Consider the following 24706-nt stretch of genomic DNA (forward strand, 5'->3'; position numbering starts at 1 on the left):
AAAATGAATATGTTAGGATTATTTTTCTCACTTTTAGCAATTATTGGTTGGAGTGCATATCCAACTTTAGTATCATATTTTGGCGGTAAACCAGTTCAAGGTATTTTTGGAGCAACATGGGGAACTTTGATTGTTGCAATCGTCCTTTCATTAGTCATGGGAATGCCCATGTTACAAGGTTCTAATTTTTGGTTAGCATTTTTCTCAGGGGCAGCTTGGGCCTTTGGAAATGTTTTAACTATTATGGCTTTTGGGATGAAAGATCAGGATGGAAATGCTTTAGGTTCTGCTAAAGCAATGCCAATCTCAACAGCTTTCCAAATTACAGCAAATGTAGTTTGGGGTGTTGTAATGCTTGGTAACTGGGGTCCAGTTTCATCAAAATTATATGGATTCATCGCTGTATTTGTTATCTTGGTTGGAGCTTATATGACAACTTATCAAGAAAAGAAATCAGCTGGAAATAAAGAACTACTTACAAAGGCAGTTGGTGTCTTATTGATTGCCCAAGTTGGTTATTCATTATATGGTATCCTTCCACAATATACTAAAAATACTGATGGTATGCATATGTTTTTAGCACAAGCTATCGGGATGGCAGCATTTGGATTAATTCTTGGAATTTATGAATTAACGAAAAATAAAAATAACATTTTTACACAAAGTGTTACGTACAAACAAATTTTTTCTGGTTTCTTCTTTGCAATGGCAGCATTGGGTTATTTAGTTTCAGCTCAACCTGCAATGCTTGGATTGGCAACTGGATTCGTCCTTTCACAAGTTTCAATTGTTGGAGCAACGATTTCAGGAATTGTCGTTATGCGCACTAAAAAAACGGGTAAAGAATGGTTAGTTATTATTATTGGTCTTATACTAATTGTAATTGCGGCTTCTGTAACAGTTTTCTTAAAAAACTAGATAAAATTAATTTTAAAACCTTGATAACAATACTATGTTATCAAGGCTTTTTGTTATTATTTGATTTAAAATGTCATAAAATGATAAAAAAATAAACATTAACTAGAACTCACTATGATATTTAAAACCTACTTTCCGATTCAAGTTATAAAAGTCAAAATAATTGTAATTATCAGTTTAGGTGCTAGGATTGGACTTATAAATAAGATAATAGGAGGAATCATCATGGGGGATTTAACAACAAATGAAGGTCAAACATGGGCGAATAATCAAAATTCACAAACAGCTGGGGCTCGTGGACCGGTTTTAGTTCAAGATTACCAATTACTAGAAAAATTGGCACATTTTAATCGAGAACGTATTCCAGAAAGAGTGGTCCATGCAAAAGGGGCAGGGGCTAAAGGCTATTTTGAATTAACTAGAGATATGAGTGATTATACTATGGCAGGTCTTTTCAATGGTTTGGGCAAGAAAACGCCAGTCATAACCCGTTTTTCACAAGTAGCTGGTGAGGCAGGTTATCCGGATACTTATCGAGATGTACGAGGATTTGCAGTAAGATTTTATACAGATGAAGGTAACTACGATATTGTGGGTAATAATACGCCCGTTTTCTTTATTAATGATGCTTTGAAATTCCCAGATTTTATACATTCCCAAAAGCGTGACCCAAAAACGCATGCTAGAAGTCAGGATATGCAGTGGGATTTCTGGTCGTTATCACCTGAAACAGTTCACCAAGTAACAATGCTTATGAGTGATCGTGGGATCCCTGCTAGTTACCGAATGATGCACGGTTATGGAAGTCATACTTTTAAATGGGTAAACAAGCAAGGTGAACAATTTTGGGTTAAATATCATTTCAAAACAAACCAAGGTGTTCATAATTTAAGTAATGAGGTTGCTGAAGAATTAAGAGGAAAAGATTCTGATTACTTACAAAATGATTTGTATAATGCGATTGAGGATCAAGATTACCCCAGTTGGACAGTAGCCGTACAAATTGTGCCTTACAAAGCAGGATTAGCCTATCCGCAAGATATCTTTGATGTTACGAAAGTTATTTCGCAAAAGGACTATCCATTAATTGAAATTGGCCAAATGGTTTTAGATGAAAATCCAAAAAATAATTTTGAAGATATTGAAGAATTAGCATTTTCACCAGCTAACTTCGTTCCAGGAATTGAAGCCTCACCAGATAAATTACTCCAAGGACGCTTATTTGGTTATAAAGATGCTGCAAGATATAGATTAGGTGCTAACTATGAACAATTGGCAACTAACCGTCCTAAAAATGAGGTTCATAATTATGAACGAGATGGTTTAATGGCGCAAAATCAGAACGGTGATGTTAACTATGAGCCCAACAGTTTAGGTGGACCTGAAGAAAATCGCCATGCAGAAGTTCATGGTGATACATTGGATGGAAAAGTAGGCAACTATTCAGTAAATGAGGATTATTATACTGCTGCCGGTAAATTATATCGATTGTTACCTACTGATGAAAAAGCACGTTTAATTGAAAATATTAAATTAAATCTGGGACAAGTTAAAGATATTGAGATAAAGATTCGTGAAACTAAACAGTTTTATCAAGCTGATAAGGAATACGGAACACGTGTCGCAGAAGCATTAGGGTTAGAACTAAGCTTAATTAAATAATTCTTTCGGTGTATTAAAATGTTTAACAAAAAAAAGGAATAAATCACTGTAATCAAACAGCGATTTATTCCTTTTTTTTGTGTTGTTTACATGCCGTGTTCTAAAAGATACTTGTAAGAAATATCTGATAAATCGGGTGAGATACGGACACGATGCAAGGTGAATAGTCCTTGGCTTTCATTAGCGAGTCCTGGTAATGTCGTTAGACCAAGTTTGTAGCCTGCATCTTTAGCAAGTTTAGCGGTCTGGTTATTGAAGCGACCAACTGGATAACAAATAATTGATGTCTCTTGATGAAATTTATTGTTTAGCCATTTTTTCGAATTCTTAAATTCAAAAGTTTGTTGTGCATCGGTCATCTGATTAAGTTCCTCATGATGGACAGTATGACTTTGAATACTTACTAAACCTGATTTTCGCATCTCGTTCATTTGTGGCATAGTTAGTTTGTTTATGTGGCCAAAGTGGCTTGTAATATAGTTGATGGTTGCTTTTTGATGATATTTTTTGAGAGCAGGATAAGCTTTTTCATAGTTATCCTTGTAACCATCATCAAAAGTAATCCAAACAATTTTATTAGCAGGTTTTTTATGTGTTTTAAAAACTTCGATAGCTTCAGCAGGTGATAACGTGTAGTAACCATTTTTTTTAAGCCACTGCATTTGATGGGCAAATTGTGCTTCAGGAATACGAAGTGAATTTCCAACAGAAATACTATGATACATTAAAATTGGAAATTCGGTCTGGCCCTTAAATGATTTCCAATGCGAACTGTCTATTTTAGTATTTGAAATGAGCTTATTTTTCTTAATAGTTTTCTTGGGTAAAGATGAACTTACCTTTTTAGAGCTATTTTTTTGGTGATTAGTATTGGAAACGGAGTGAGAATTTTGAATGAAAAAGAATAATGAACCAATAGAGACGATTAGGACTAAGAATAATAAGATAAACCAACCTTTTTTATGTTTTAACATGATGAACTCCTTTTATGAGAAACGATACTATCTAATTTACCACGCTAAGGTAGTAAGATTCAATTTTTACGCGGATAAAGTCAATAAATGTAAAAAAAGGTAAGGCTATGATAGTATAAAGTACATATTAAATATTTAATTGGGGGAAAATATGCGTAGAACATTTCATTTTTTAAATCAAAGTTATAAGGAATTTTTTCAACACTGGAAATTGTATTTTATTTTAGTAGTTGTTACTAATTATATTTTATCTGCAGTGGTACAACCAATCTTAACTTGGGTGGTAAGCCAGATACTTAGTAGTAACCAAGTCGAATATTTAACCTATACTAACATTATTTCGGTTATTGAGGATAAACCTATATTATTAATTGAGTTTATCCTTGTTATATTAGTTATATTAAGTATTGTTTATATTCAAATGTCTTTCATGATCAGGGGTATTCAAGCTATTCGTTATGATTTAAAAATTGAATTTAAGTCATTATTAAAACAATCAATTCATGACGTTTTAGAGTTACGTCCTTTAACAGCGTTGCTCGTTATTTTTTACTTCGTTTTAATTTTACCATTTGGACAAGTCTTATTTACATCTACTTTATTAAATAAGGTGACTATTCCAGATTTTATTCTTCAAGATATGTGGACAAGTCCAGCTATCTGGGGCCCAATACTTTTAGTCTATGGTGTAGCATTTTTCTTCTCTATCCGATTAATTAGTTTTATTCCAACTATGTTGTTTAGTTCAGAAAAAAGAATCGGTCATTTAATTAAACAAAGTTGGGAAGCTGGACGTGGCAAATTTTGGATAACCGTCACAAAAGGATTAGTAATTACGGCTTCTATAGCTTTTATATCAGGAATTGTTCAAATTAGTTTGTTCCTAATTCAGAACTATGTAGATAATCATTTTCAAAATCAAGCATTTATGATTGTGATGTTTAATCTGTTTATTTTGGAAATTTTAGGACAAATCGTATTAGCTTTAAGTGTGACTATGTTGTTAGGTATTGCGCTAGATGTTTTTGAAGAACAACAACCGCATTTGAAACCCGTTCAAGAAACATTCTATAAAGAGAAACGCTTTATTAAATTACAGAAAGTTAGTGTCGTTGTTCTCCTGATACTAGTTGCAGGGACAGCTTCTATTTATAATTATGTTTACTTAAAGGGGATGCTAAATGACTATCCAGTTCTTATTTCTCACCGTGGAGTTGATGATGGAAATGGTGTACAAAATACCATTCCTGCCTTAGAAAAAACAGCTAAAGAGAAACCTGATTACATCGAAATGGATATTCAAGAAACAAAAGACCATAAATTTGTTGTTATGCATGATCCAAATTTGGAAAATTTAGCGAATGTTAATCGGACAGTACATGATTTAACATTATCCGAGTTAACAGCATTAACTGTTCGTGAAAATGGTTATTCAGCTAAAATTCCAAGTTTCGATGAATATTTAAAGGCAGCAGAGAAGAATCATCAAAAATTATTAGTTGAAATCAAAGTATCTCCGCAAGATAGTCCCAATATGACTAAAAACTTTGTTAAAAAATATCAAAAAAGACTATTAGCTGATAAGGATCGAATTCATTCTTTAAGTTATGATGTTGTTTCACAAGTAAAAAAACAAGCACCAAAGCTTTATATCAGTTTTATTATTCCATATAATATATCATTTCCAGAAACACCAGCAAATGCGTACACTATGGAAGCTACAACTCTAGATGACTCATTTGTGAGCAAGGCACATGATAAGAACCAGGATGTCTATGCTTGGACTGTAAATGATGAAACGATTATGCAAAAGATGTTATTTATGAACGTTGATGGTATTATTACGGATGACTTTGGTACACTTAAACAAGTTGTTCAAGCTAATAATGATCATCCAAGTTATGCAAGTAAATTATCAATATTCTCAAATAGATTAACGGGAATTAGCATAACAATCGATAATTAAATTAGTTAGGTTAGGAAACATAAATTAGAAAAGATTACTATAGATTAGTAGTCTTTTTTAATTTTGTCTAGATGTTAACGTTTACACTATTTAGGTGGCATGCTATGCTTAAGTTGCTACTAAACTGAAATCAGAGGAGTGTCTAGTAAGTATGATTAAAATTATCGCATCAGATATGGACGGCACGTTATTAAATAATGAAAATAGTATTTCGAAGGGTAACGCAGCGGCTATTAAGAAGGCTCAAGAAATGGGAGTGACTTTTGTTGTTGCCACTGGACGAAGTTATGATGAGGTAAAACCCTTAATTGACGCAGCAGGTATTAGTGCACCGATGATTAATTATAATGGGGGCGCTACGGTAACTGAGGAAGGCAAACAAATTAATAGTTTTCCAATATCAAAAAAAGAGGCACAAAAACTCATTAAATTTTTGAAGAATGAACATGCCTTTTTCAAAGTTATGACGTCAAAAGGTGTTTATTCAGATGATCCTCTTAAATATGATGAAGCGGTTATCAAATTAAACTTAAATCCTATTCATTATATAGACGATTACAGTGAAATTATTGATGATTCTGAAATAGATTTGTTTAAATTTCTTATTCGAAAAACGGATGAATCAGATGACTTATCTGTTTTAAAAAATAAAATTGAAGAAAATGAAACACTCATTGTGACTTCTTCAGGGGATAATAATCTTGAAGTTAATCATGTTAATGCACAAAAAGGGATTGCGTTGAAAAAATTTGCTGATAGTATGGGTATTCCTATGTCAGAAGTGATGGCAATTGGCGATAATTTGAATGATATATCGATGTTAAAAGCTGCAGGTATCAGTTATGCAATGGAGAATGGTCATCAAATTAATAAAGATATTTCTAATCATCATGCAAAAAAGAATGATGAAGATGGTGTTGGATTAGCTATTTTAGAACAATTAGCTCAAAAATAAGACAAAAGGACTAAATCCCATTTACGGGATTTAGTCCTTTTGTCTTAATATTTAATCAGCAATTAAATCACCAGCAGTTGGGCCAGCATCTAATTTGTAAATACGTTCAACATCAATGATGACAGCATAGTACATTTTTGGTAAATGGCGTTCTTCACCAAATTTAACAGCATCGTCAAAAATTTTACCGGAATCAATTAAATGTGCTGTGCCTTCAAACCGGAAGCCTTTTAGATTAGGACGATCTATAACAGCAACAGCTGCACGGCCATTATTTTGAAGATTGTGTAATGCATGTTTAGCTGTTTCTTCATTATAAATCAAATGCGTATCATCAAAAACACGCATTGATCCTTTAGGACCAACTTGTGGGAACCCATTTTCATCTACGGTTGAAAGAAAATTAAGTTGTTCAGGAATCATTTTTTTCATATCTTCTGTTAATTTTGCCATTATAAAATCTCCTTTTTATTTACTTATTATAAGTAAAACTTATCATGATTAAGGTATATTGGCAAAATATTAGCTTTACAAAAAACTTGCAAATAGGGCTAAAAAAACTATACTTATATGAGTCTAATAGTGATTTCTAAAAGGACTTCGAAGAAAGACGCTAAAGTGATATGTATAGATTATTAATTTTAACAGTACTAATGAGTCGTAATATGTCAGGATATAAGTTACGATTGGTATTGGAAAAATGGTCGTCCATGATTCTAAATGGAATGAAACTTATTGCTTTAAAATATGTGGTATGAATTATATTGGTGTAGTGGAGCAAATTAAAGATATACAAAAGGAGAATAAAAAATGAAAAAAGCAACAAATCGTTGGGTAGCATTGTTCGCTATGAGTTTAGGTGTTTTTATGGGCCTTTTAGATGTTACTGTTGTAAATGTTGCTTTACCAAGTATGGCAGTTGATTTTAAAACAACATTTAGTGATTTACAATGGATATTAAATGCATATACGTTAATGTATGCAGTCAGTTTATTAATTGTTTCAAAATTAGGTGATATGTTTGGACGAAAAAAAGTCTTCATCGCTAGTACAATTTTGTTTACGATTGCATCTGTTGTAAATGGGCTTGCACCAAACTTATTAGTTCTTGATTTTGGTCGAGCAGTTCAAGCAATTGGTGGTTCAGGAATGATGAGTTTATCAATGGCGTTAGTTGCGTCTAACTTTGAAGGCCGAGAACGTGGGACAGCACTTGGTATTTTAGGATCAGTTATTGGATTCTCAACAGCAATCGGACCTTTAGTTGGTGGATTTTTAGTTGAGAACTTTGGTTGGCCTTCAATTTTCTTTGTTAATCTACCGGTCGGTATCATTGCGATTTATTTGGTTATTAGAAATGTTAAAGAAACACCTGCATATGGCGCTGGGGAATCGATTGATTTTATAGGAATGATTCTTTCAGCAGTTGGATTATTTGCTGGTATTTATGGCTTAATTCAAAAAGAACAACATATGCATTGGGCTTGGACTGATATGCATGTTATGGGATGGTTAATTGCATCAATTTTAATCTTAACTGCCTTTGTTTTTGTAGAGTTAAAAGTTAAATCGCCAATGATGAATTTAACATTATTAACAAATCGTCATTTTGTTGGTGTTGTAATTCTTGCATTTGCACTTGGTGCTGGTATCTTTGCGTTAGCCGCTTATCAAACAAGTTTAATGCAAAATTATATGGGATATTCAGCCTTTTCCACGGGATTACATCAACTACCTATGAGTTTATGGTCGCTTGTCTTAGGTCCTTTTACAGGAGTTCTAGGATACAAGTTTGGTAAAAAGTGGATGATTTCACTTGGATTTATCGTTGCCTCACTTGGTTTATTTACGTTTAGCCAGGTAACAACAACGGACTTTACCTACATGCAATTACTTCCGCTTCTTGTATTAACTGGATTGGGTAACGCTATTATTAATCCGATGATTAATACTGCTGCTATGGATAATATTAATCCAAAAGAAATTGGCATGGCATCTGGTTTATTGAATGTTTTTCGTCAAATTGGAATAACAGTAGGCGTTGTAATTCTTGGTTTAGCACAAACTAAAGCATATGAATCAAGTTTGAGCACTGGTTTTAGTGATAGTCATATTCCTAGTGTAGCTGCAACGGGTATTCAGCAAGCCTTAGTAAATGCAGGAGCATTTTCTGGACATATGGTTGCGTGGAGTCAAAAAATAATAGCGACTCCTTATGCTGATAAAGTTCAAAAGATTGTTTTAACAGCTTTTGATAAAGGCATGATTCAAGTTGTTTTAACATCATTGGTCATTATGATTATTGGAATTCTAGCAGCAGTCTTTTTATTAAGAGAAACAAAAAGTGTCGATCAAAAATTAGATAAATAAAAAAACTTTTTTTATGTCATTAGGTTTATAAGAAGTGAAAGCTGTCATTTAAAATTTTGAGTGGCTCTTTAATGATACCGATATATTTCTGAAGCGTAAGACTCCTAATAGTATCGCTGTTTATAACAAGGCGTATGATAAAATAATATTAATTTAAAAATAAATCATCCAATAAAAGGGAGATTAGTAATGACGAAAATAATTCCTAAGGTTTTAACAATTGCTGGTAGCGACGCAAGTGGTGGCGCTGGTATGGAAGCAGATTTGAAAACATTTGAAGAGTTTGGAACTTATGGTATGGTTGCGCTAACTTCAATTGTTACCATGAATCCAGATGCTGGATGGGCACATAACGTAACTGTTATGGATGCTGAATTAGTAAAAGCACAGTTGAAAACGACAGGTGCCGGCGGAGATATTGCTGCAATGAAAACAGGGATGCTTGGTAGTGTTGCAATTACAGAAGTAGCTCGTGAAAGCATTTTAGAAAAAGAGATTAAGAATGTTGTGATTGATCCTGTTATGGTTTGTAAAGGTGAAGATGAAGTATTAAATCCAGAAGCAGCTGATGCTATCCGTGATTTATTGATCCCAATTGCGACAGTCACAACGCCTAATTTGTTTGAAGCTGGTGTTTTATCTGGAATGGGAACTTTGAAATCACTTGACGACATGAAACAAGCAGCTATTAAGATTCATGAGTTAGGTGCAAAAAATGTCGTTGTTAAAGGCGGTAAAGCTCTTAAGGGTGAAAAGGCGCTTGATTTATTTTATGATGGAACTCAATTTGAGGTTTTAGAAACTGAAAAGATAACGCCTGCTTATAATCATGGAGCAGGATGTACATTTGCAGCGGCCATAACTGCGGGCCTTGCAAACGGATTGTCAGTTAAAGAAGCTGTCTATAAAGCAAAAGATTTTGTAACTGCTGGAATTAAATCAGGTTTTGCATTTAATGAATACGTAGGCCCTTTATATCACGCTGCTTACCGTTTAAATAAATAGGTACTAGAGACTCACTTTTATTTTGTATAAAAATGAGTCTTTTTTTGTTGACTTAGAGTGCACTTTAAAGAGTAATGTAAACATACTAATTAAATTGGAGGATAATGATATGTCAGTAGAAAATAAAGTTGTTGTTATTACAGGAGCATCAAGTGGTATTGGTGAAGCAACGGCCAGAATGTTAGCTGAAGGTGGGGCTAAAGTCGTTTTAGGTGCTCGTCGTGAAGCTAAGTTAGCAAAGATTGTTGAAGAAATTAAAAAGAATGGTGGTCAGGCAACATATGCCGTTACTGATGTCACTAAGGCAAGTGACGTTAAGAATTTAGTTACTTTAGCACAAGAAACTTTTGGTGGGATAGATGTTATATTCAATAATGCTGGAATCATGCCTAACTCGCCCTTATCGGCTTTAAAAACGGATGAATGGGATGATATGATTGATATCAATATCAAAGGTGTATTGAACGGAATTGCTGCAGTGTTGCCTATATTTATTGAACAAAAACATGGACATGTTATTACAACATCATCTGTTGCAGGCATTAAATCATTCCCAGATGCAGGTGTTTATGGCGCAACAAAATTTGCTGTCCGTAATTTAATGGAAGTTCTAAGGACAGAAAGTGCTATGGAAAAAACAAATATAAGAACATCAACCTTATATCCAGCAGCAATTAACACAGAATTATTAAATACTATTACGGATGAACAAACCCTTTCAGGGATGTCGTCATTTTATGAACAAGTTGGAATTGATCCGGTCGCAATTGCACGCGTGGTTAAGTTTGCCATTGATCAACCAGAAGAAGTTAATGTTAATGAATTTACGATTTATCCAACTGCTCAAGCTTAAATTTAAATAATAAAAAAATCTCGAGAATTTATTTTCTCGAGATTTTTTCATTTAGATGATAATACCTTCACAATGATCGACTTCGTGTTGAATGATTTGTGCCATCCAACCTGAAAACTTTTGGGTTTGTGGTTGAAATGATTTGTCTAAATAATCAACTGTAATGGAATCATATCGTTGTGCTGGACGTTCGCCAGTCAACGAAAGGCAACCTTCATTGACGTTGTAACGTCCAGATTTTTTTGTAATCTTAGGATTAATAAAGGGAACATTTAGATTACCAAATTGGCAAACGATAATTCGTTTATTCACACCAATCATATTGGCAGCCATTCCAACACAAACCTCTTTATTTGCTTCTAATGTATCTAATAAATCGGTTACGATTGAGCCATCATTTTTAGTTGCAATCTCAGCTTTTTGTGCGAGAAATATTTCATCGTGCATAATTGATTTTATCATTTTTCTCCTTTGATTTAAGTAGCATAATTAATAAAGAAATGTTGATGGATATCTAGTTAATGATTTTATCATGATTTAGAATATAATGTTATCCTCAAGTAGAAAATTATTATTTTAGGATTAATTAACGTCAATTTAATAGGTAAAAGATATTAAAAAAGTGAGTCATACTCTATTCTCAATATAGGGTATGATTCACTTTTTTAATTATTATTTATGTGACTCTTCTGTAAAAATAGCTTTAACAATATCATTAGCTGTGCGTAAACTAACATCATTTACAAAAGGTCTTGGACTTGCAGCTGTTAGCCAATGAACACCATCAGTCGGAACACCCCAGAAGTATAAACCAGGTTGCGGTGTCTTATGCTCATCTAGTAATAAATTGCTGACAGGGTCAACGTTGACTGCGCCATCTATAACAGAATCACCTTTAGTTGGATTTAAAATTAAAGGATTGGCGATTTTTGTATCGAGTAACTGTTTTATTAAAGGACTTGTTGCTGTTGTCGCATGAACAGCAGGAACGCGTGCTTCAATTAGAGTTGTTGCTAAGTAGCGTTGATCTGGTTGGTTTGCACTATATGTTTCAAATTGATGATCTTTAGTATCGACGACCATTCCAGGTTCTAATAGTGTAACAACATCAGCTTCAACGAGTGCCCGTAATTGTTCAACTCTAATGGTAGGAGGCCCGATTGTTAAAAAGTTATTTAATGAATTAAACCAGCCTAAGAAGTTAGTTAAATAGTCATCATCTGTTAAGAGACGGTTATCAATTAATTGTCTAACCGGAAGACGTAAGTCACGTAAAACCTCAAGAGCACTGGTCAATGGTCCGGTCTTAGTACCTAATTTTGCATCTACTGCATCTTTTTGTAAATGGTCTAACATAACGGCTTTGAAATCTTCATTAGGTTTTTTAGTCATTGGATTTCCTAGATGATCCCAATTAAAGCGATCTTCTTCAAGAATAATTGATCGCTCAACGGTTACTTTAGGATCTTTTAAGAAAGCTAATTGGAATTTTGTTAAATCGATTTTTGGATAATTCTGTGCGACAAGTAATGAATAATATTGATATTCAACGTCATGACTTAATAAGGTCCAAAATTCATTGAAAGAAACGGTACCATTTTCCATGAAAACTGCCATTTTAGCCGCCGTTAAAAAATGAGCTTGAGTTTCTTCGCCGGGTGATTTTTGATTATCCCCTTTGGCATGATAAGGCCATCCACGACGCGAACCTGCCACAATGTGAGGTTCGTTACCGTTTGCTTGATATTGTAGTTGCCCGTTCTCTAATCGCTTAAATAGACCACCACGGCCTACAGTCAAACGGGTCACTAAATCAAAGAAGCTAAGACCTAAGCCACGTAAAATAACAGTATCTTCGTGCGTGATATGATCTAGTTTTGTTTCATTTGGAAAGCCTGGTAAAACATAAGTTAACTTGTTTTCTGTAGCGAATGTATCAAATCTTTTTTGTCCGACAGATAATTCATTTTCAAGATTACCTAAAGACATTACGACATAGTCAACGATGCTAACTGAAGGTAAGGCGGTTGTGATTTCAAATTGATCAGCTTTTTTTGAAATTTGTGTAACCGTACTTTTATTCAAATTAATTGTGATATTGTTAGAGGCACGTTTAAGTAATTCAGCGTAGTACCATTGGATATAAACACCAAAAAGTGCTCTTGTTGCATAATCGTTTGGATGTAAATCTTTAATTTCAGTTAAAAAATCCGCTGAATAATTATTTATTTCGATAAAATCATGAGCATCAGATTGAGCCCATTCGAAAATGTTTGGTCCTGGGATAACTGGACCAATAGATTGGACGCTTGTTCCATAGAATAAACTAATTTGTTGAGCTGCGGTATTCATGATTAATTCGTGTGGTTGAGTTGGTGACCATACGCGCCCACCAACACCATATGGATCATATAAATCAATAGTAAGTGGTGAATTTGAAGGATCTGCTTGTTGCCAAGCAATGAGTCGTTCAAGTGTAATCAGACCTCGTGGTCCGGCACCAATAATGGCTAAATGCATAAAAGTAATCTCCCTTGTCTTATAAAAACTAATTTCATTATAAACTTTAAAACAGAAAAAATCGCTTGATAACGTCTTTAATAGTAAAAATTAATCGTATATTCTTGTTAACTTCTGATAATTTAGTATACTTAATTTGAAAGAATATTTTAAGTACAATCTGAAAGAAGGATTTGATGAAAAAACCAATGTCACTATTGGATAGGGTACTGTTCGCTGGATTAATATTTGCCGGCGGGGGATTTGATGCGTATACCTATATCGTACATGATGGTGTTTTCGCTGGTATGCAAACCGGAAATTTAATTATATTAGGTATTGATATGGGCCAAATGAAATGGGGGGCCATATTCGATCATCTGATTCCAATTTTTGCTTTTATGATTGGTATTATTATAACTAGAAATCTGCAACATCGATTTAAAGAAGAAGATTCAATTAATAAACGACAACGATTTGTTATCGGTATTGAGACGATCCTTTTAATTATTGTTGCATTTATTCCAAGAAATTGGCCAGCACAGTTATCTACAGGAATCATTTCAATGGTTGCAGCAGCTCAACTTCAAGAATTTAGACAAATCAACGGAGGACCTTTTACGTCATTTATGATGACGGGTAATTTGAGGACAATGGCTGAAAGTTTTTATGACGGAATTGTTAAAGGTAATATAATCGCAATGGCTAAAGGTTGGCGGATGTTGGGTGTCGTCTTAGCATTTCTTTTTGGCGCAATTTCTATGGGTGCTATGGTACCGATAATGGGAACTAAAACGATATTATTAGCTGCATTTTTCTTGTTATGTTCATTGATTGGGCTACAATTAAATCCAGAAAAAAGATTATAAAATAAAGGGGTTAAGACAATGACAGAAATTAAAAAGAATCCAAAAGTTGATTTACACTTAGAAAAAGCAACACAATGGAAAGAAGAAATGACACAGTTAAGAGAACTTGCACTCGAAACGGGACTGACTGAAGAATTTAAATGGGGCAAACCTTGTTATACACTAAATGGTAAAAATATTGTCTTAATTCAAGGATTTAAAGAGTATATGGCATTACTTTTCTTAAAAGGAACTCTGATTGATGATGGTAAGGGTATTTTAGTTCCAACGGGCGAACATACTGAGGTTGGTCGCCAAATTAGATTTCATAGCTTAAAAGATGTTACTGATTTAAAAGTAGAGATAAGTGATTACATTCAACAAGCAATTAATGCAGAAAAGGCTGGGTTAAAGGTTCCTAAGGGTAAACCAACTGAATTAGTGTTGCCAGTGGAATTCCAGAAAAAAATGAATGAAATGCCAGAATTGGAAGAATTTTTTGAAACGTTAACGCTTGGACGTCAAAAAACGTATGCACGTTATTTTGCAGATGCTAAAAAAACAGAAACGCGTGAGGCTAGAATTATTAAATATATTCCGAAAATTCTTGATGGTAAAGGACTTAACGATTAGACAGCAAAACAGCGACCAGATTTTATCTGATCGCTGTTTTTTTAATTATATTAATCTAATTTCTTTTTTAATTCTGTAACGATTTCAGCATGTTTAGCTTCAGTCAATTTAATTTTTGACATAAAGATAAGAGCAGCAACAATTATTAAGGCCATTGGAACGAAGAACATGTACATTCTGAATTGTAGTAAACCACTGTTTGTAATATCGCTTGGTTTAGCACTACCTGTCATACCAGCTTGGATTGCGGCAAAACCAACAACACCATTAGCGAAGGCACCAGCTAATTTATCCAACAAAGGACGAACTGCTAAAGTAACAGATTCATTACGTGTTCCACTCTTTAATTGACCGTATTCAACACTATCCGTAATTGTCATCAATGCTGCTAAGAAAACAAGTGGATATGGGAAGAAGAATAAGCCAACAGCAATTAAGACAACAACAAGGTTAGTACCAGCAAATAGGAAGAGAATGTAACCCAATAGCATGACAGCGATTCCGCCAAGGTAGATAGCACGACGATGAACCAATGCAACTAAAGTTGGGAACAATGAAACTGAAATAATTCCTAAGACTGCTGTTAGAACACCAACAGTAGTAAATGCAGCTGCACTACCTAAAACATAATTGAAGTAGTAAATCAAAAGTGAATTTGTAATAACATAACTAAAAGCGAAAAGGAAATATGATAATGATAACCACATTAACTGATCATTTTTACCGATAACTTTGAAAACATCACGGAAACGAACTTTTTCAGTATTTTCACGAATTGCATTTTTTTCAATCTTAGTTCCTAAAATAGTTGCTAAAGCACCTAAGAATGAAACCAAACCGATAACAATAGCAAAACCTAACCAACCTGCTTTTGTTTGTGTATTACCAGTTGTACCTGAGAACATTTTTGAAAAGAAGACAACGATTGGGACGATAACGATAATAACACCTTGAGCACCTAATGTTGAACCAAAACGAGCAATTGTTCCAAATTTAGTCCGTTTTTCTGATTCGACACTTAGAGCTGGTAACATTGACCAGAATGAAATATCTTTAAATGAATAGAAACTATCTAGAATGATATAAACAATGGCAAAAAGAATTAAGTAAAGATAAGGATTGCTTGTAGCTAAACCACCAAAATCAGTGAAAATAAGGATTAATCCAATTGAACTGACAATTGAACCGATTAGTAACCATGGTTTAAAGTTCCCCCAACGAGTACGAGTATTATCAATAACGCCACCAATTAAAGGATCAAAAAAGATCTCAACAATTCGAATAACAACCATCATAGTTGTGACGTAACCAATCATTTTAGCGTTGAAACCAGCATCCTTTGTAACGAATAATTGACTTGTAATAAAAATCATAAAATAAGTGCTAAGTGTTGCATAAAAGGCATCATGTCCAAATGCACCAAAGGCATATGAAGCATATTGTTTAAAATCTTTAGAATTTTTCATTAGTTTAATTCCTTTCGAGTGTAGTTAAAATTAGTTATATCTGTGTTCGATAATCTTATCTAAAATTGCTTGACGTTGTTTTTCTTTAGCAGAACCTAATTGGTTTTCTTCTAAAGAATTAAAATCATTAACTAACAAAACTGATTCAAGGTATAACGTCAATTGACGTTTAATATATATCTTGTTATCTTCATTTGTTTGCTTAGGATTTCCGGCAATAATTGCAGCTGCAAATCGTTCGGCATCAATCGTTAATTTATTTGTATCCATTCTAATGACCTCTTCCTATATAATAGATTTTTGGTAAAAGAAATTGTTATTCATAATAGCAAAACATAAAAATAATAAACGTGAAAACGCATTCTTTTAGTTAACAACTACATTTTACTAAACTTTTACTAAAATGTAAACGTTTTATTTTAGATGTATATTATTTAGACTAAAGTAACTTTTTAGTACCCTTACGTATTTATTGTAGAAAGAATTTATATGAGTTTAGAATCTAATAAATAAAAGTTATGCTTAATTGATATAATTAGAAAGCAAGTCATATCGGTCACGATAATTTTATACAGCGAAGTAGTGTGTCGCTAATAATCTATAACTTTAAAGTGAAATATGATTACTTTAGAAGGGGGGAATTAAAAAACATGATTAATGGTAGGTACCAATGTTGAAAATACAAATGATTTAATAATAGTTAATATAAAAATAACTATTGACAAAGAGTTTTAAAAATAATATATTATGTATGTGGTAGTAACCACTTGGGGGAAAAGTAATGTTAAACGGTAATTATGAGCGTCCACTCTATGATCAATTAGTAGATACGCTAAAAGAAGAAATTGAAAAGAATCTAAAGGTGAATGATAAATTACCGTCTGAACGTGATTTATCTATTGCTTACGATATGAGTCGTACGACTGTCCGAACAGCACTAAATGAGTTAGAACTAATGGGTTATGTATATCGCCAACATGGTAAAGGAACATTTGTGTCGAATATCGCTAAAATTAAGACTGATTTAGGGGGAACGTTTAGTTTTACAGAACAAATGGTTTCCCTTGATAAAGAACCGAGTAGTAAAATAATTAGCTTTGATGTTATTAGTGCTAATGAGTTTATTGCTCAAGGTTTAAAAGTTGAAGTTGGTACCAAGGTAATTAAATTAAAACGATTAAGACTTGCATCAGATGAACCAATGATGTTAGAGAGAACTTACTTACCGTATGCTAAATTTCCCTCTTTAACTGTGGAGACATTAAATAAGCAAGCGATGTATGTCATTTTTTTAGATGATTATAACCAGATTGTAAAAACGGCTGATGAATCTTTAACAGCAGGTGTTATGGCAGGCAATGATGCAACTTTATTAAATTTTTATGAAGGTGCACCTGTTCTTAAATTAGAGCGAACGACGTATAACACAAAAAATGAAGTAATTGAATTTACGTTGAGTATTGCGAGGGGTGATAAATTTACTTATCATATTCGACACAATAAATAAGGGAGGATAATTATATGATTGGTATGGTAGTAGCTGGACATGGGAACTTTGCAACTGGAATGGGATCAAATATTGAACTTATTGCCGGACAACAAGAAAATTTTATTCTTTGTGATTTTATACAAGGAATGACCGCGGAAGATTTAAGCGGCGACTATATGAAAGCGCTTAACAAATTAAACGGCTTAGATGGAATAGTTTTCTTTACTGATATTCCTGGAGGAACACCATTTAATGAAGCAGTTAAAATAAAATTACTGCATAATAATGTAAGCGTTTTAACAGGATCGAATATACCGATGTTATTAGATATGTTATTTAACCGGGATTTGAACATGAGCGCGTTTATGGAGAAAGCACTGGATGCTGGTAAAAAAGGTATTATGCAATTTGAAACAAAAAAAAGAGTAGAAATAGATGATAATGGCATCTAAAGGAGAGCTTAATATGTTTGAGAAGAATGAAAAAGAGTTGGAAATAATGGGCGCAAATATTACAACAGGTGAAATTAAACAACAACCTGAACTTTGGACTGAGGCATTTAATAATTTTAGTGAAAAGTCAGACGAAATAAAGACATTTTTAAAATCAGTTAAATCTACCTCGAACGGGTTGATTCGGGTCATTTTTACAGGAGCAGGAACATCCGCTTATGTTGGTGATACTGTAACACCATACTTAAGTAACCACGGGGATCGTGCAAATTATCAGTTTGAAAGTATTCCAACAACCGATATCGTATCTGCACCATATGATTATTTAGTACCAGATGCTACGACTATTTTAGTTTCGTTTGCTAGGAGTGGTAATAGTCCTGAAAGTGTTGCCGCTGTTGAAATTTCAAGAAAAATAATTAAAAATTTATATCAAATTACAATTACTTGTGCTCCGGAAGGGAAACTTGCTGTTGGTACAAAAGATGACGAACGTAATTTGTTATTGATGATGCCTGCGCTGTCTAATGATAAGGGATTTGCAATGACTGGATCATACAGTTGTATGTCACTCTCAGCGTTATTAATTTTTGATACAACACGTAAGGATATTAAAGAAAAATATGTTGAGACTATTATTGCAATGGGTCATGAAGTGATTAAACGTGAAGCTGAAATAAAAGCTGTTATTGATATGGAATTTGATCGGGTTGTCTATCTTGGGTCCGGAAGTTTATCGGGATTAACAAGAGAGGCACAGTTGAAAATTCTTGAACTAACGGCAGGTAAGCTAACAACAATGTTTGATTCTTCAATGGGGTTCCGACATGGACCTAAATCGTTCGTCAACGAGAAAACATTAGTTTTTGTATTTGTTAACAATCAAGAATATACACGTCAATACGATATTGATATTTTAGAAGAAGTGAGTGGAGATAAAATTGCCGCTAAAGTAATTGGGATTGATATTGAGGGACAGAATAACTTTAGTGGTGATCGTTTCACATTTGAATCAGGAGATGCCCTTTTACCAGAAGGATATCTGGCTCTTGCTGATGTTATGTATGCGCAAACTATTTCATTATTAAGTTCAGTAAAAGTGGGAAACACACCAGATACACCTTCACCAAGCGGTACCGTAAATCGTGTAGTTAAAGGTGTAACTTTACATGCCTATAAATAAAAATTTCAAGGAGGAATTTATTATGACAACACCAAACATTTTACTTGCAAGAATTGATAACAGACTTGTTCATGGACAGGTTGGTATGACATGGGTTAATACGATTGACGCTAATCTAGTTGTAGTTGCGAATGATGAGGTTTCTAAAGATGATGTACAGCAAAGTTTAATGGAGATGGTTATTCCTGAAACTGTTGGAATCCGCTTTTTCGATATTAAAAAAACGATTCGTATTATTGGTAAAGCCTCGGATAAACAAAAAATATTATTAGTTGTTCGTACGCCAGAAGACATGGCTAAAATTATTGAAGGAGGTGTCCCAATTAAGAAAGTAAATATTGGTAATTTACATTTTTCAGAAGGGAAGAAACAATTATCGGCAACTATCTCAGTCGATGATACCGATGTTCAAGCATTCAATAAAATGCATGATTTGGGTGTTGAACTAGAGGTTCAAGGTATTCCGAATGAAAAGGCATCAGATATGATGCGCTTACTGAAAGAATATTAAAAACGTAAATATAATAATAAAAAGGAGGAAATTTATATGTTAGTACAAGCGTTATTAATTGGACTATGGGCTGGTATTGCCGGTATCGATATGTATAGTGGTTTAACACATATTCATAGACCAATCGTTACTGGTGCAGTAGTTGGTCTAATATTAGGAGATTTTCAAACCGGCTTAATTGTTGGTGGTACATTAGAATTAGTTTGGGCTGGAATGGTTCCACTTGCTGGAGCACAGCCACCTAATGTTGTTATTGGTGGAATTATGGGAACCGCATTTGCAATTATTGCTCATCAAACACCAACATTAGCAGTTGGTATTGCCGTACCATTTGCAGTTGCCGTACAAGGTTTAGTTACATTACTATTTACAGCTTACTCACCAGTTATGCATAAAATGGATGAATACGCGATGGAAGGTAATGATAAGAAAATTGATCGATTGAACTACATGGGTCCGCTAATCTTGTTTGTTTTCTACTTCATTATGGCGTTCTTACCAATCTTCCTCGGTGCAAGTAAAGCGCAAGGAATGGTTGAAGCCGTTCCTGCATGGATCTTAACAGGATTAAGTACGGCCGGTGGTATTATGCCAGCTGTTGGATTTGCCATGTTGTTAAAAATTATGTGGAAGACAGCGTACGCACCATTCTTCGCAATTGGATTTGTTGTTGCAGCATATGGTAACTTACCAATCTTAGGAGTCGCAATCATTGGTATTTCAATCGCTGCTTATGATTTCTTTATTGGTGGAGCAAAATCTGATAATGGTGGAAAAAAAGTAGCAACCGTAACAGTTAATGAAGAGGAGGACTATAGTGATGGCATCTAAAAAGAAATTTGATCGCAATGATGTTGTGATCCCAGATACTTATAACGATCCTACTGTTGAAAAGGTAATTACAAAAAAAGATTTAAACAAAATGGTTTGGCGTTCACTACTTTTACAGGCTTCATTTAATTATGAACGTATGCAAGGTGGTGGGTGGACTTATAGTTTAATTCCTGGATTGAAAAAAATTCATAAAGATAAAGAAGATTTCTCATATGCAATGCTTGATCATTTACAATTTTTTAATACACATCCATTTTTAGTAACATTTGTTCAAGGTGTTATTTTAGCAATGGAAGAAAATAAAGAAAATAGATCAACTATTCGTGGTATCAAAGTAGCAATGATGGGACCTTTAGGTGGTATTGGGGATGCGATGTTCTGGTTAACGTTGCTACCTATTACAGCCGGAGTTGGGGTTTCATTATCAATGAATGGAAATCCACTTGGACCGATCTTATTCCTTGTTGTCTTTAATGCAGTGCATTTTGGGTTACTATTCTGGTTAATGAATTATGGGTATAGAACTGGTACTCGTGCTATTTCGAGTATGAAGGAAAATACAAAAAAAATATCACGTGCTGCGTCGATAGTTGGATTAACTGTTGTTGGAGCCTTGGTTGCAACATACGTTAACTTTAAATTTGGTGTTGTGATTCATGCTGGGAAAATTGATATTGATTTACAAAAAGGTGTTATTGATAAAGTGATGCCGGCATTATTACCGCTTCTTTATACATTCTTCTGTTACTGGATGTTGAAAAAAGGTAAATCTCCATTGATGTTGATTGGGCTCACAGTAGTTGTTGGCTTAGTAGGTGCATTCTTCAAGTTATTCTAGAAGAGGCCTGCGGAACTAGACTATGGATAATGGGCTAGTTTCTTTTTAACAAAAATAATATAGGAGGCATTACTGGTGGAAATATATTATATTCATGCAGATAAGTTTTTCTTGAAAAACACGGTTGAAAATGAAGGGTACTTGGCAATTATTGATGGTAAATTTGGTGATTATCAACAAGAAAAACCTGATGGTGATATCAAAGAATATACGGGTAAATGGATTGCACCAGGGCTTGTAGATACACATGTCCATGGTTTAAAGGGATATGATGTGATGGATAACGATTTTGAGGGCGCAAAAATGATGTCTGAAGGTTTATTAGAATGTGGCGTTACTTCATTTCTGCCGACAACATTGACGGCAGCTCCAGAAACGTTGAACGAAGTTATTTCTGACTTTGGTAAGCGTCATGGTGAAGTACGTGGTGCAAAAATACAGGGTATCTTTTTTGAGGGTCCATTTTTTACTGAAAAACACAAAGGTGCGCAAAATCCTAAATACTTTTTAGATCCAAGTATAGATATTTTTGAGCATTGGCAAAAATTAGCGCATGGACTTATTCGAAAAATTGCGATTGCACCTGAGCGAAAGGGTGTTAAAGAATTTACTGAGGCCTTAACTAAACAAGGGGTCAAAGTAGCATTGGGGCATAGTGATGCTACGTTTGATCAAGCTAAATCTGCAGTAGAATCTGGTGCATCTATTTTCGTTCATACGTATAACGGAATGAGCCCACTTAATCATAGAGAGCCAGGGATGGTTGGCGCAGCAATGTCATTAAGTAGTGTCTATGATGAACTAATTTGTGATGGTCAACATGTTAATCCGGCATCTGCTAAAATTTTAATTAACGTTAAAGGAGCAGACCACATTGTATTAGTAACTGATTGTATGCGTGCTGGTGCAATGCCTGATGGAAATTATACATTAGGTGAGTTCCCAGTTGTTGTTAAAGATGGCGCCGCAAGGTTAGAGTCAGGAAGTTTAGCTGGTAGTGTCTTAAAATTAATGGAAGCAGTTAAAAATGTTGTTGATTGGAATATTTCTACTCCTGAAGAAGCAATCCAAATGGCTAGTTATGTGCCCGCTAGAAGCGTTGGAATTGATGATAAGTGCGGAAGTATTGCGGCAGGTAGAGATGCTGACTTCATTGTTTTAGATCATGATTTAAATTTTGAGGAAACATATTTAAATGGTACTTTAAAATATAAAAAATGATATTAACTGATTCTTTATTAAGAGCTAGTCGGAGTAAACGGTATTTATGATTGTTAAGTTATTTTTAATTGGTATGTAAAAAATGAAATTTTAAAAACCTTTTCATATTCTTCAAAGATAGAATTATAAGTGGATGAGAGAAGTAAAAAAATAATAAAGGACGGAATAAAAATGACACCAAATAAATTGGCAGGACTTAAAGCACTTTCAAATGAAAAAGGCGTAATTGCAGCATTAGCAATTGATCAACGAGGATCTTTAAAAAAAATGTTGGCAGCAGCAGCAAATAAGCCAGCAAATGAAGAAGATATCGTTGAATTTAAAAAAGTAATTTCATCAGAATTAACACCATACGCTTCAGCAATATTACTTGATCCAGAATATGGTCTTCCAGCAGCAAAGGTCCGTAATGCAAGTACTGGATTACTAGTTGCATACGAAAAAACGGGTTATGATGTTACTACCCCAGGTCGCTTACCTGACTTATTACCAGATTGGTCAGTTCGTCGTCTTAAAGAAGAGGGCGCTGACGCTATTAAATTCTTACTTTATTATGATATAGACGAAAATGCTGAGATTAATAATATGAAACATGCATATATGGAGCGTCTTGGTTCAGAATGTGCTGCAGAAGATATGCCATTATTTTTAGAATTGGTTTCTTATGATGCAACTAATGACGATGTTAAAGGTTCAGAGTATGCTAAAGTAAAACCTCATAAAGTTATTGAAATGATGAAAGAATTTTCTAAACCTGAATATAAAGTAGATGTACTTAAAGTAGAAGTGCCAGTCAATATGGATTATGTGGAAGGGTTTAACGACGATAATGAGGTGGTATATTCTAAGACAGAAGCATTAGATATATTTAAAGAACAAAGTGATGCAACCAAATTACCATTTATTTTCTTAAGTGGTGGTGTATCGGCACAATTATTCCAAGATACTTTAGTATTTGCTCATGAAGCAAAATCAACATTTAATGGTGTACTTTGTGGACGTGCAACATGGAGCAAAGGTATCGAACCATTTGCTAAAGATGGTGAAGAAAAAGGTAAAGAATGGATGAACACAGTTGGTAAAAAGAATATTGAAGATTTAAATGTCGTTCTTGAAAGTACTGCTACATCGTGGTTTGATAAGGTATTAAAATAGTAAAATAAAGAGGCTAAACGTCATGTTTAGCCTCTTTATTTTTAATGATTTAGTAATGAAAAAAAGTAGAAGTGAAATAAATTTATTTGCTAGCTTTCTTTGTTCGAATTGCATAAGAATCTAAAAGTATACGGCTCATTACCTGTAATGGTAAACGAGATTTAACTTCAAATTCAGGGAAATATGAAATTTCAGATTTAAATCCGATAAACACGGAATCTGAATATTTAATAAGTGGACTTAATTTGTTGGTTGTTAATACAATAATATCGGCTCCATTTTTATACGTATTTTTAGCACCTTCAAGGAGTTCTGCAGTAGTTCCGTTCAATGAAATAATAATTAAAATATTATTATATGTAATCCTGTGACTAATTTGTTTAATAATATTGGGATCCGTAAAACTGACACAATTTTTATTTAATAATTCAAATTTTGTTAGCATTTCAATTGCAATTAATTCAGAAAAACCCCTTGAGAAAATGTATATTTTTTTTGAACGTTTAATTTTTTGAACTGTTTTTTCTATGGTATTAACGTCAAGCATACGTAGTGTGTTATTAAGTTCATGTTCATTCTTCATAATGACTTGTTGGATATCGTGATCCATATTCTGAATATTCTTATATTTTTTTTCTTTTTCTTTAGTAATTATAGATTGTTTAAAATCCATATAACCGCTGTAGCCTTTTTTTTTGAGCGTTCGTACGACTGTAGCGGTTGATACATGAGCTAAATCGCTAAGGTTGGTTATTGTTAATATCGGAATATCTTCTAGGTTATCTTGAATGACTTGCCAAAGAATCTTTTCGGAGTTACTAAGAGACATTACTGGTCACCTCACCTTGATTGTTTGTTTATTTTCAATTGTAGC

The 24706-nt window shown here is 33.8% G+C and carries 24 protein-coding genes; 17 read left to right on the plus strand and 7 right to left on the minus strand.

Going from position 1 to position 24706, the window contains the following annotated elements:
• Nucleotides 1–3 precede the first annotated feature (3 nt).
• Both AC1RPW_RS00600 and AC1RPW_RS00605 read left to right on the plus strand, forming a co-directional pair.
• Nucleotides 4–918 (plus strand): GRP family sugar transporter, encoded by a 915-nt coding sequence (locus AC1RPW_RS00600; RefSeq protein WP_481761049.1) that lies wholly within the window; start codon nucleotides 4–6, stop codon nucleotides 916–918.
• 222 nt (nucleotides 919–1140) lie between these two features.
• Nucleotides 1141–2580, plus strand: coding sequence for a catalase (locus AC1RPW_RS00605; RefSeq protein WP_481761145.1), 1440 nt, complete (start codon nucleotides 1141–1143; stop codon nucleotides 2578–2580).
• An 86-nt stretch (nucleotides 2581–2666) separates the two neighbouring features.
• Here AC1RPW_RS00605 and AC1RPW_RS00610 read toward each other — a convergent pair whose 3' ends face one another.
• The gene (locus tag AC1RPW_RS00610) at nucleotides 2667–3554 is read right to left on the minus strand and encodes a polysaccharide deacetylase family protein (RefSeq protein ID WP_481761048.1); all 888 of its coding nucleotides are present in this window, start codon (nucleotides 3552–3554) and stop codon (nucleotides 2667–2669) included.
• Between the two features lie 151 nt (nucleotides 3555–3705).
• Between AC1RPW_RS00610 and AC1RPW_RS00615 the strand changes: the two genes are divergently transcribed.
• The gene (locus AC1RPW_RS00615) at nucleotides 3706–5520 is read left to right on the plus strand and encodes a glycerophosphoryl diester phosphodiesterase membrane domain-containing protein (RefSeq protein WP_481761047.1); all 1815 of its coding nucleotides are present in this window, start codon (nucleotides 3706–3708) and stop codon (nucleotides 5518–5520) included.
• A 151-nt stretch (nucleotides 5521–5671) separates the two neighbouring features.
• The gene (locus AC1RPW_RS00620; protein WP_481761046.1) at nucleotides 5672–6475 is read left to right on the plus strand and encodes a Cof-type HAD-IIB family hydrolase; all 804 of its coding nucleotides are present in this window, start codon (nucleotides 5672–5674) and stop codon (nucleotides 6473–6475) included.
• Between the two features lie 51 nt (nucleotides 6476–6526).
• Here the strand turns inward: AC1RPW_RS00620 and AC1RPW_RS00625 are convergent, their stop codons facing one another.
• On the minus strand, nucleotides 6527–6928 hold the full coding sequence (locus AC1RPW_RS00625; protein ID WP_481761045.1) for a pyridoxamine 5'-phosphate oxidase family protein: 402 nt from the start codon (nucleotides 6926–6928) through the stop codon (nucleotides 6527–6529).
• Between the two features lie 357 nt (nucleotides 6929–7285).
• On the opposite strand from AC1RPW_RS00625, the gene AC1RPW_RS00630 reads away from it, so the two are divergent.
• From AC1RPW_RS00630 to AC1RPW_RS00640, 3 genes are all read left to right on the plus strand, one after another.
• Nucleotides 7286–8845 carry an MFS transporter gene (locus tag AC1RPW_RS00630; RefSeq protein ID WP_481761044.1) on the plus strand — a complete coding sequence of 520 codons (1560 nt, stop codon included), beginning with the start codon at nucleotides 7286–7288 and terminating at the stop codon, nucleotides 8843–8845.
• A gap of 189 nt (nucleotides 8846–9034) precedes the next feature.
• The gene (gene thiD / locus AC1RPW_RS00635) at nucleotides 9035–9850 is read left to right on the plus strand and encodes a bifunctional hydroxymethylpyrimidine kinase/phosphomethylpyrimidine kinase (protein ID WP_481761043.1); all 816 of its coding nucleotides are present in this window, start codon (nucleotides 9035–9037) and stop codon (nucleotides 9848–9850) included.
• Nucleotides 9851–9959: 109 nt separating this feature from the next.
• On the plus strand, nucleotides 9960–10703 hold the full coding sequence (locus AC1RPW_RS00640; RefSeq protein ID WP_481761042.1) for an SDR family oxidoreductase: 744 nt from the start codon (nucleotides 9960–9962) through the stop codon (nucleotides 10701–10703).
• A gap of 51 nt (nucleotides 10704–10754) precedes the next feature.
• Here the strand turns inward: AC1RPW_RS00640 and AC1RPW_RS00645 are convergent, their stop codons facing one another.
• Together AC1RPW_RS00645 and AC1RPW_RS00650 are read right to left on the minus strand one after the other, a co-directional pair.
• Entirely contained in the window at nucleotides 10755–11165 is a 411-nt protein-coding gene (locus AC1RPW_RS00645) for a peptide deformylase (RefSeq protein WP_481761041.1), read from the minus strand.
• 210 nt (nucleotides 11166–11375) lie between these two features.
• A complete protein-coding gene (locus tag AC1RPW_RS00650) occupies nucleotides 11376–13223 on the minus strand; it encodes an FAD/NAD(P)-binding protein (protein ID WP_481761040.1) in 1848 nt (615 codons plus the stop codon).
• Between the two features lie 176 nt (nucleotides 13224–13399).
• Between AC1RPW_RS00650 and AC1RPW_RS00655 the strand changes: the two genes are divergently transcribed.
• The gene (locus AC1RPW_RS00655; protein ID WP_481761039.1) at nucleotides 13400–14071 is read left to right on the plus strand and encodes a YoaK family protein; all 672 of its coding nucleotides are present in this window, start codon (nucleotides 13400–13402) and stop codon (nucleotides 14069–14071) included.
• 18 nt (nucleotides 14072–14089) lie between these two features.
• The gene (locus AC1RPW_RS00660; RefSeq protein WP_481761038.1) at nucleotides 14090–14683 is read left to right on the plus strand and encodes a YdeI/OmpD-associated family protein; all 594 of its coding nucleotides are present in this window, start codon (nucleotides 14090–14092) and stop codon (nucleotides 14681–14683) included.
• 50 nt (nucleotides 14684–14733) lie between these two features.
• Here AC1RPW_RS00660 and AC1RPW_RS00665 read toward each other — a convergent pair whose 3' ends face one another.
• Together AC1RPW_RS00665 and AC1RPW_RS00670 are read right to left on the minus strand one after the other, a co-directional pair.
• Entirely contained in the window at nucleotides 14734–16149 is a 1416-nt protein-coding gene (locus AC1RPW_RS00665) for a glycoside-pentoside-hexuronide (GPH):cation symporter (RefSeq protein WP_481761037.1), read from the minus strand.
• A 30-nt stretch (nucleotides 16150–16179) separates the two neighbouring features.
• On the minus strand, nucleotides 16180–16419 hold the full coding sequence (locus AC1RPW_RS00670; RefSeq protein WP_409021786.1) for a hypothetical protein: 240 nt from the start codon (nucleotides 16417–16419) through the stop codon (nucleotides 16180–16182).
• A 511-nt stretch (nucleotides 16420–16930) separates the two neighbouring features.
• Between AC1RPW_RS00670 and AC1RPW_RS00675 the strand changes: the two genes are divergently transcribed.
• The 8 genes from AC1RPW_RS00675 (at nucleotide 16931) to lacD (ending at nucleotide 23832) form a co-directional block, all read left to right on the plus strand.
• On the plus strand, nucleotides 16931–17656 hold the full coding sequence (locus AC1RPW_RS00675; protein ID WP_481761036.1) for a GntR family transcriptional regulator: 726 nt from the start codon (nucleotides 16931–16933) through the stop codon (nucleotides 17654–17656).
• A 14-nt stretch (nucleotides 17657–17670) separates the two neighbouring features.
• Nucleotides 17671–18090, plus strand: a complete 420-nt coding sequence (agaF, locus tag AC1RPW_RS00680; RefSeq protein WP_481761035.1) for a PTS galactosamine/N-acetylgalactosamine transporter subunit IIA — start codon at nucleotides 17671–17673, stop codon at nucleotides 18088–18090.
• Nucleotides 18091–18103: 13 nt separating this feature from the next.
• A complete protein-coding gene (locus tag AC1RPW_RS00685) occupies nucleotides 18104–19273 on the plus strand; it encodes an AgaS family sugar isomerase (RefSeq protein WP_481761034.1) in 1170 nt (389 codons plus the stop codon).
• A gap of 22 nt (nucleotides 19274–19295) precedes the next feature.
• Complete coding sequence (gene agaV, locus AC1RPW_RS00690) at nucleotides 19296–19784, plus strand: PTS N-acetylgalactosamine transporter subunit IIB (RefSeq protein WP_481761033.1); 489 nt, start codon at nucleotides 19296–19298, stop codon at nucleotides 19782–19784.
• 36 nt (nucleotides 19785–19820) lie between these two features.
• Nucleotides 19821–20615, plus strand: coding sequence for a PTS N-acetylgalactosamine transporter subunit IIC (gene agaW, locus AC1RPW_RS00695; RefSeq protein ID WP_481761032.1), 795 nt, complete (start codon nucleotides 19821–19823; stop codon nucleotides 20613–20615).
• Complete coding sequence (locus AC1RPW_RS00700) at nucleotides 20605–21456, plus strand: PTS system mannose/fructose/sorbose family transporter subunit IID (protein ID WP_481761031.1); 852 nt, start codon at nucleotides 20605–20607, stop codon at nucleotides 21454–21456. Before agaW ends, AC1RPW_RS00700 begins: the two co-directional genes overlap by 11 nt.
• Nucleotides 21457–21531: 75 nt before the next feature.
• Nucleotides 21532–22677: an N-acetylglucosamine-6-phosphate deacetylase gene (gene nagA / locus AC1RPW_RS00705; protein ID WP_481761030.1), complete on the plus strand. Its 1146-nt coding sequence runs from the start codon at nucleotides 21532–21534 to the stop codon at nucleotides 22675–22677.
• Between the two features lie 171 nt (nucleotides 22678–22848).
• Nucleotides 22849–23832, plus strand: coding sequence for a tagatose-bisphosphate aldolase (gene lacD, locus AC1RPW_RS00710; protein WP_481761029.1), 984 nt, complete (start codon nucleotides 22849–22851; stop codon nucleotides 23830–23832).
• Between the two features lie 82 nt (nucleotides 23833–23914).
• Here lacD and AC1RPW_RS00715 read toward each other — a convergent pair whose 3' ends face one another.
• The gene (locus tag AC1RPW_RS00715; protein ID WP_481761028.1) at nucleotides 23915–24661 is read right to left on the minus strand and encodes a MurR/RpiR family transcriptional regulator; all 747 of its coding nucleotides are present in this window, start codon (nucleotides 24659–24661) and stop codon (nucleotides 23915–23917) included.
• Nucleotides 24662–24706 lie beyond the last annotated feature (45 nt).

The sequence above is a fragment of the Dellaglioa sp. CoH-55-MRSF-8 genome (assembly GCF_056782195.1).

Bases quoted from the DNA above. Each gene is read 5' to 3' on its own strand.
- AC1RPW_RS00660 (WP_481761038.1), top strand. From the start codon at position 14,090: ATGACAGAAATTAAAAAGAATCCAAAAGTTGATTTACACTTAGAAAAA.
- agaV (WP_481761033.1), top strand. From the start codon at position 19,296: ATGACAACACCAAACATTTTACTTGCAAGAATTGATAACAGACTTGTT.
- AC1RPW_RS00640 (WP_481761042.1), top strand. From the start codon at position 9,960: ATGTCAGTAGAAAATAAAGTTGTTGTTATTACAGGAGCATCAAGTGGT.
- lacD (WP_481761029.1), top strand. From the start codon at position 22,849: ATGACACCAAATAAATTGGCAGGACTTAAAGCACTTTCAAATGAAAAA.
- thiD (WP_481761043.1), top strand. From the start codon at position 9,035: ATGACGAAAATAATTCCTAAGGTTTTAACAATTGCTGGTAGCGACGCA.
- AC1RPW_RS00655 (WP_481761039.1), top strand. From the start codon at position 13,400: ATGAAAAAACCAATGTCACTATTGGATAGGGTACTGTTCGCTGGATTA.
- AC1RPW_RS00650 (WP_481761040.1), bottom strand. From the start codon at position 13,223: ATGCATTTAGCCATTATTGGTGCCGGACCACGAGGTCTGATTACACTT.
- AC1RPW_RS00630 (WP_481761044.1), top strand. From the start codon at position 7,286: ATGAAAAAAGCAACAAATCGTTGGGTAGCATTGTTCGCTATGAGTTTA.
- AC1RPW_RS00615 (WP_481761047.1), top strand. From the start codon at position 3,706: ATGCGTAGAACATTTCATTTTTTAAATCAAAGTTATAAGGAATTTTTT.
- AC1RPW_RS00700 (WP_481761031.1), top strand. From the start codon at position 20,605: ATGGCATCTAAAAAGAAATTTGATCGCAATGATGTTGTGATCCCAGAT.
- AC1RPW_RS00600 (WP_481761049.1), top strand. From the start codon at position 4: ATGAATATGTTAGGATTATTTTTCTCACTTTTAGCAATTATTGGTTGG.
- AC1RPW_RS00715 (WP_481761028.1), bottom strand. From the start codon at position 24,661: ATGTCTCTTAGTAACTCCGAAAAGATTCTTTGGCAAGTCATTCAAGAT.
- AC1RPW_RS00625 (WP_481761045.1), bottom strand. From the start codon at position 6,928: ATGGCAAAATTAACAGAAGATATGAAAAAAATGATTCCTGAACAACTT.
- AC1RPW_RS00645 (WP_481761041.1), bottom strand. From the start codon at position 11,165: ATGATAAAATCAATTATGCACGATGAAATATTTCTCGCACAAAAAGCT.
- agaW (WP_481761032.1), top strand. From the start codon at position 19,821: ATGTTAGTACAAGCGTTATTAATTGGACTATGGGCTGGTATTGCCGGT.
- AC1RPW_RS00620 (WP_481761046.1), top strand. From the start codon at position 5,672: ATGATTAAAATTATCGCATCAGATATGGACGGCACGTTATTAAATAAT.
- AC1RPW_RS00670 (WP_409021786.1), bottom strand. From the start codon at position 16,419: ATGGATACAAATAAATTAACGATTGATGCCGAACGATTTGCAGCTGCA.
- agaF (WP_481761035.1), top strand. From the start codon at position 17,671: ATGATTGGTATGGTAGTAGCTGGACATGGGAACTTTGCAACTGGAATG.
- AC1RPW_RS00685 (WP_481761034.1), top strand. From the start codon at position 18,104: ATGTTTGAGAAGAATGAAAAAGAGTTGGAAATAATGGGCGCAAATATT.
- AC1RPW_RS00675 (WP_481761036.1), top strand. From the start codon at position 16,931: ATGTTAAACGGTAATTATGAGCGTCCACTCTATGATCAATTAGTAGAT.
- AC1RPW_RS00610 (WP_481761048.1), bottom strand. From the start codon at position 3,554: ATGTTAAAACATAAAAAAGGTTGGTTTATCTTATTATTCTTAGTCCTA.
- AC1RPW_RS00665 (WP_481761037.1), bottom strand. From the start codon at position 16,149: ATGAAAAATTCTAAAGATTTTAAACAATATGCTTCATATGCCTTTGGT.